Here is a 5444-nt window from a genome sequence, read left to right as displayed (position 1 = left end):
TCTTATTAGACCTTAACATGAGATGTATTGAAACTCATACATAACCTGCATGAATTCGAAATCCGAGTTTATTAGACCTTAACATGAGATGTATTGAAACGTAACGTTGTCAGAACCTTTAATGTCTACCATACCCTATTAGACCTTAACATGAGATGTATTGAAACTAGTTTGTACCATAATCCTCATTGATCATTTCTACAATTAGACCATAACATACGATGTACCATGCAAAAGTATTTTGTCGCAAAATGTAGATATTGTGACGTAAAATAGCTACTACAAAAGAACTATTTCGACCAGATTAGGTCGTTTTTTATTTTATAAAGCAGTCAATAAATTAAAATTGAAGTGTTTTTTATTTAATTAGTAGGGTAAAAAATTTATGAGGTGATGTCAAATGGTCGAGTATTATAAATTAATAAACGATTTGGTTATTAAAGGTTCAAAGAAAAATTATTCCGATTCAAATTTTTTATCGATTGATGAATTTTTAGAAGAAGTTATATATGGAATAGAAGTTCCATCACAAAAGGTTTTTGAGATAAAACTTTTTAAAGTTGATGAAATTTGCAAGTTAAATAATATTAAAAGAGATGATTTGATTTTTAAGATGTTTTATGAATCACAATTAAAAGTCCCTAGAAAAATTTTATTTGAACTAGATAGTGGTGACAAACAATTAAGAGCAATAAGATCTAACAGAAACATAGAAGATTATTTTGAGCCAGGCGGTATGGAAAGAAGCTCAGATTTTTCAACAGAATTAAAAAATAGATATAAAAAAAGGATTGCCAATTTGTTTAAAGTAAAATACCTAAAAAACATATCACTATTACTTAACAACGATAATATTGTGTTAGGGTAATCTTAAGAAGTTACTGAATAAAAAATAACTAGAAAATAGTATTTGTTTATTATAGCGCACTTGATTTTCTATTTTAAAATATCAATTATTTTATTCGCGGTTGAATTACGACGTGTTATGTATAAAAGTTGAAATCAACATCTTAAAATGATAAAATGAAATGGTTAATTTAGAAGTAAAAACAGCTAAATTTAGCTGTTTTCTGTTTTTGAAACGTTGAATAGAGAGTAGAAAATTGTAATTATATATTTTTTGAGTGTAATAATAGGTATTTGAAACTCCAACCAGAAATATCCAGATGACAGTATTACTCAAATCACCATGATTTAGGAATTATTGGCAAATCACTGGAGCGAAACATAACATTTGCTTGAAATTTGAACGAAAAGGGTGTATACTCGTTTTAAACAAATGTTGAAACGAGTGTCATTAGACCACAACATGAGATGTATTGAAACATTGGTAAATCCAATGCAGCTGCTACCGCTGCACTAATTAGACCACAACATGAGATGTATTGAAACACTAGAAATAAAGGAAATTAAAGAAGACGGGACATTATTAGACCACAACATGAGATGTATTGAAACACCATGATTTGAGGAAGTTTGTAGTTTTCCTCGATGATTAGACCATAACATGAGATGTATTGAATCCACTATCTTTCCATTAAATATCTAATCTAAAAAATTCTTTTAGCGTCACTTGCATACCGAACGTAAGTTCGGTATAATTGTAATGTACTATAACTTGTAAGAGTGTTGTTTTGATTTAATTATTTATTAATATAAAATTATTAGTGAGTCAAAATTAAAAATGGGATACAATTAACGATTAAATCAATGAGCGAATGGAGAAATTGTATGATTTACGATATGAGATTAAATGATGTTGAATTTGAAAGATTAGAGATGGGTAAAAAGCTTATAGAAGTGAGAATTAAGGATGAAAAGAGAAGTAAATTGAAAATTGGCGATTACATTCTCTTTCATAAAAAGTCAAATCTTAATCGTGTTTTCAAGATTAAGATAAAAAAAATAACTGAATTTGATACATTTAGGAATTTATATAATTTTTATGATATTAAAAAATTTGGTCATGATGATTTAGATATTGAGGAAATTTTGAATAGAATATACCTGATTTATACACCCGAGCAAGAACACTATGGTGTTTTAGCTATAGAATTTTGTTAAATGTAAGGAGGCCTACTAATGAATGTAATTAAAAAAAAGAAATTTCAACAAATTAATTTGCAAGATGAGTTTTTTGATTCTTTGAGAGACGCTTATGTAGGATTTGATTCTTGGTTTGAAAAAAAAGCAAAAAACAATCAAGAAGCGTACATATTTGAAGAAAATGGAATTCAAGGATTTTTATATTTAAAAAATGAAGATGAAGTCGATACTAATATAAGTCCAATATTTTCAAAAAATGAACGTCTAAAAGTTGGAACATTTAAGATTAATGCACATGGAACTAAATTAGGTGAAAGATTTATGAAAATTATATTTGACAACATGATTAATAGAGGCTTATATGAAAGTTATGTAACCATTTTTTCAAAGCATAGTGGCTTAATAACTTTGCTCGAAAAATATGGTTTTGAATACTATGGTGTTAAAGTTAGTGGTAGTGGAGAAGAAGATGTTTATGTGAAAAGACTTGATGACATTAAAAACGATGTCCTTCTAGATTATCCTAAAATAGTAACCGAAGGTAAAAGGAAGGGAATGCTTTCTATTTGGCCTAAATATCATACCGATATGTTTCCTGATTCGCGATTGAATACTGAAACAAATCATCAAATTTGTGATATTCCAGCAACTAATAATATTGAAAAAGTTTACTTATCTGGTGCTCCTTTTGAAGGATATGGTAATGGCGACATTCTAGTTATTTATAGAACAAAAGATGTTAACAGAATAGCAGAATATAGTTCAACAGCGACATCTATTTGCGTTATAAAGGAAATTAAAGACATTAATGAATTTCATAATTTTGATTCTTTTTATGATTATTGTAAAAAGGGAAGTGTTTTTACAATAGACGAATTTAGAAGATTCTGGAGAGAAAAGAAATATAATAGTATCATAAAGATGACTTATAATGTTGCATTTAACAAAAGAATTATACGACAGAAATTAATACATGATGTAGGGATAAGCCGAGGGCGTTGGGTTTTAGTGGATTTAAATGATGATGAATTTGAAAAAATTATAGAATTGGGTGAAGTAAATGAAAATATTATTATCGATTAAGCCTAAATATGTTACCGAAATATTTGAGGGACGCAAAAAATTTGAGTACAGGAAAAGTATTTTTAAAAGAAAAGATATTAGAAGTGTAGTAGTATACGCAACTAAACCAGTAGGTAAGGTTATCGGAGAGTTCGAAATTGGAAATGTGCTAGAGTATTCTCCGAATGTATTATGGGAAAAAACTAAGGATTTTTCTGGAATACCTAAAGATGAATATATGGCTTATTTTAATGACCGAGATAAAGGATTTGCTATAGTTATTAAAAGCTTTACTGTTTATGACAAGCCATTAAACTTGAACGAATTTGACGAAACAATTAAAGTAGCACCACAATCATTTAGATATATTTCATAGGAGAGTGATTTAATATGTGTCCTGATATAATTTTTATTGCAGGAATACATGGTGTTGGAAAAACAACCCTTTGTAATGAAATAGCTGATATAACAAATTATAAAACAGTTTCTGCAAGTGAGTTACTAAAAAGATTGAATGAAGTCGATTTAAAAAAAGATAAAACAGTAGTAGATGTAGAAAAAAATCAGGAAAAACTATTAATAGCTGTTGATAGGTTTTTGAATAAAGAAAATTTGGTTTTACTAGATGGTCACTTTTGCTTATTAAAGGACAGTTTGCATATTGAAAAAATAGACGTAGCAGTTTTTGAAAAGCTTAATATGAGGAAAATTTTTGTATTAAAAGATAATCCAAAATTAATTAGAAAAAGATTGCTAAGTAGAGATGAAAATAAATATTCCGTAGAATTCTTAGATGATTTTCAAAAAAAAGAAATTGAACATGCGAAAAACATAGCAGCTAGGTTAAATATTCCTATTGAAATTATTAACAAATCTGATGAGCATAATTTCATCAAAAATTTTAGCATATAAAAAAGTAGCATATAGAAACAACTCAATTTGAGTTGTTTTTTATATAGCCAAATAAAATTCCAACCAGAAATATCCAGATGGCAGTATTGCTTAAGTCACCATGATTTAGAAATTATTGGTAAATCACTGGAGCGAAACATAACTTTTGCTTGAAATTTGAACGAAAAGGGTGTATACTCGTTTTAGACAAACGTTGAAACGAGTGTCATTAGACCATAACATGAGATGTATTGAAACCCTTTTTTCTTTCCGTCAGCTTTTTTAATCTGTTCAATTAGACCATAACATGTGATGTATTGAAACGTTTTTATTTCATCGGTAGTCCATTTTCTTTCTCCTATTAGACCTTAACATGGGATGTATTGAAACAAATGCGACGTAATCGCTTTTTCTTGTTTGTTCGTTGTTAGACCATAACATATGATGTATTGAAACATACACTATGTGTTACGTTCGCAGCTTTTTGTTTTTGTTAGACCTTAACATGCGATGTATTGAAACACCCACTCTGTTTCTACATTCTGCGAAACGTAGAATATTAGACCTTAACATACGATGTATTGAAACATTTCATTAATCATTATCTCGGAAGTTTTTTGAATGATTAGACCTTAACATGAGATGTATTGAAACTTTTTTACCGTTCTAATTATACTTTGCTGCGACATCATTAGACCTTAACATGAGATGTATTGAAACAAACCTTTGCTAGCGTGGATTGTCATCACATTTACATTAGACCTTAACATGAGATGTATTGAAACCCCATTTGGGCAAATCCATTTGACCGTTTGGGCAAAGTTAGACCATAACATATGATGTATTGAAACTGTTTAATACCTCCAGCGTCAAACTTTTCTTGCAAGGTTAGACCATAACATATGATGTATTGAAACGTAGTAAACATATAAGTGTCTATCCAGTTTATATTATTAGACCTTAACATATGATGTATTGAAACCTGAAGTTCATGTATCTTTTTCTGCTCTCTATAGCTGTTAGACCTTAACATATGATGTATTGAAACTGTCCAGCGTTCTTGTAATAGTTTTGACAGTAATGGATTAGACCATAACATGAGATGTATTGAAACTCTAGCAATATGCCATTTGTAACAAGACAAATATATTAGACCATAACATGAGATGTAATAAACCAAACGAGAAGTAGCAGGGAAGAGATAAAAACAAAACCTAGAGATACTAGATCAATTCTAGACTCTAGGTTTTTATTTTGCTTTTCACTCTAACCAGAAATATCCAGATGAGAGCATTACTCAAATCATCACGATTTAGGAATTATTGGCGAATCACTGGAGCGAAACATAACTTTTGCTTGAAATTTGAACGAAAAGGGTGTATACTCGTTTTAGACAAACGTTGAAACGAGTGTCATTAGACCATAACATGAGATGTATTGAAACC

At 29.3% G+C, this 5444-nt stretch carries 5 protein-coding genes and 1 CRISPR repeat array; all 5 genes read left to right on the top strand.

Going from position 1 to position 5444, the window contains the following annotated elements; translation table 11 throughout:
- The first annotated feature begins 400 nt into the window (after positions 1-400).
- A complete protein-coding gene (locus N4A45_06335) occupies positions 401-868 on the top strand; it encodes a hypothetical protein (GenBank protein ID MCT4664835.1) in 468 nt (155 codons plus the stop codon).
- Between the two features lie 428 nt (positions 869-1296).
- Positions 1297-1525: a CRISPR direct-repeat array (repeat unit 31 nt; unit sequence ATTAGACCACAACATGAGATGTATTGAAACA).
- Positions 1526-1710: 185 nt separating this feature from the next.
- Positions 1711-2064, top strand: a complete 354-nt coding sequence (locus tag N4A45_06330; GenBank protein MCT4664834.1) for an ASCH domain-containing protein — start codon at positions 1711-1713, stop codon at positions 2062-2064.
- Positions 2065-2082: 18 nt separating this feature from the next.
- Positions 2083-3129 (top strand): hypothetical protein, encoded by a 1047-nt coding sequence (locus tag N4A45_06325; GenBank protein ID MCT4664833.1) that lies wholly within the window; start codon positions 2083-2085, stop codon positions 3127-3129.
- Positions 3107-3484 (top strand): ASCH domain-containing protein, encoded by a 378-nt coding sequence (locus tag N4A45_06320; protein MCT4664832.1) that lies wholly within the window; start codon positions 3107-3109, stop codon positions 3482-3484. Before N4A45_06325 ends, N4A45_06320 begins: the two co-directional genes overlap by 23 nt.
- Before the next feature lie 14 nt (positions 3485-3498).
- Complete coding sequence (locus N4A45_06315) at positions 3499-4020, top strand: ATP-binding protein (protein MCT4664831.1); 522 nt, start codon at positions 3499-3501, stop codon at positions 4018-4020.
- Positions 4021-5444: the final 1424 nt, after the last annotated feature.

It is taken from the genome of Flavobacteriales bacterium (assembly GCA_025210805.1).
GTDB lineage: Bacteria > Bacteroidota > Bacteroidia > Flavobacteriales > CAJXXR01 > JAOAQX01.
The sequence above is the reverse complement of the archived record's forward strand: the minus strand, read 5'-3'. Positions and strand labels throughout refer to the sequence as shown.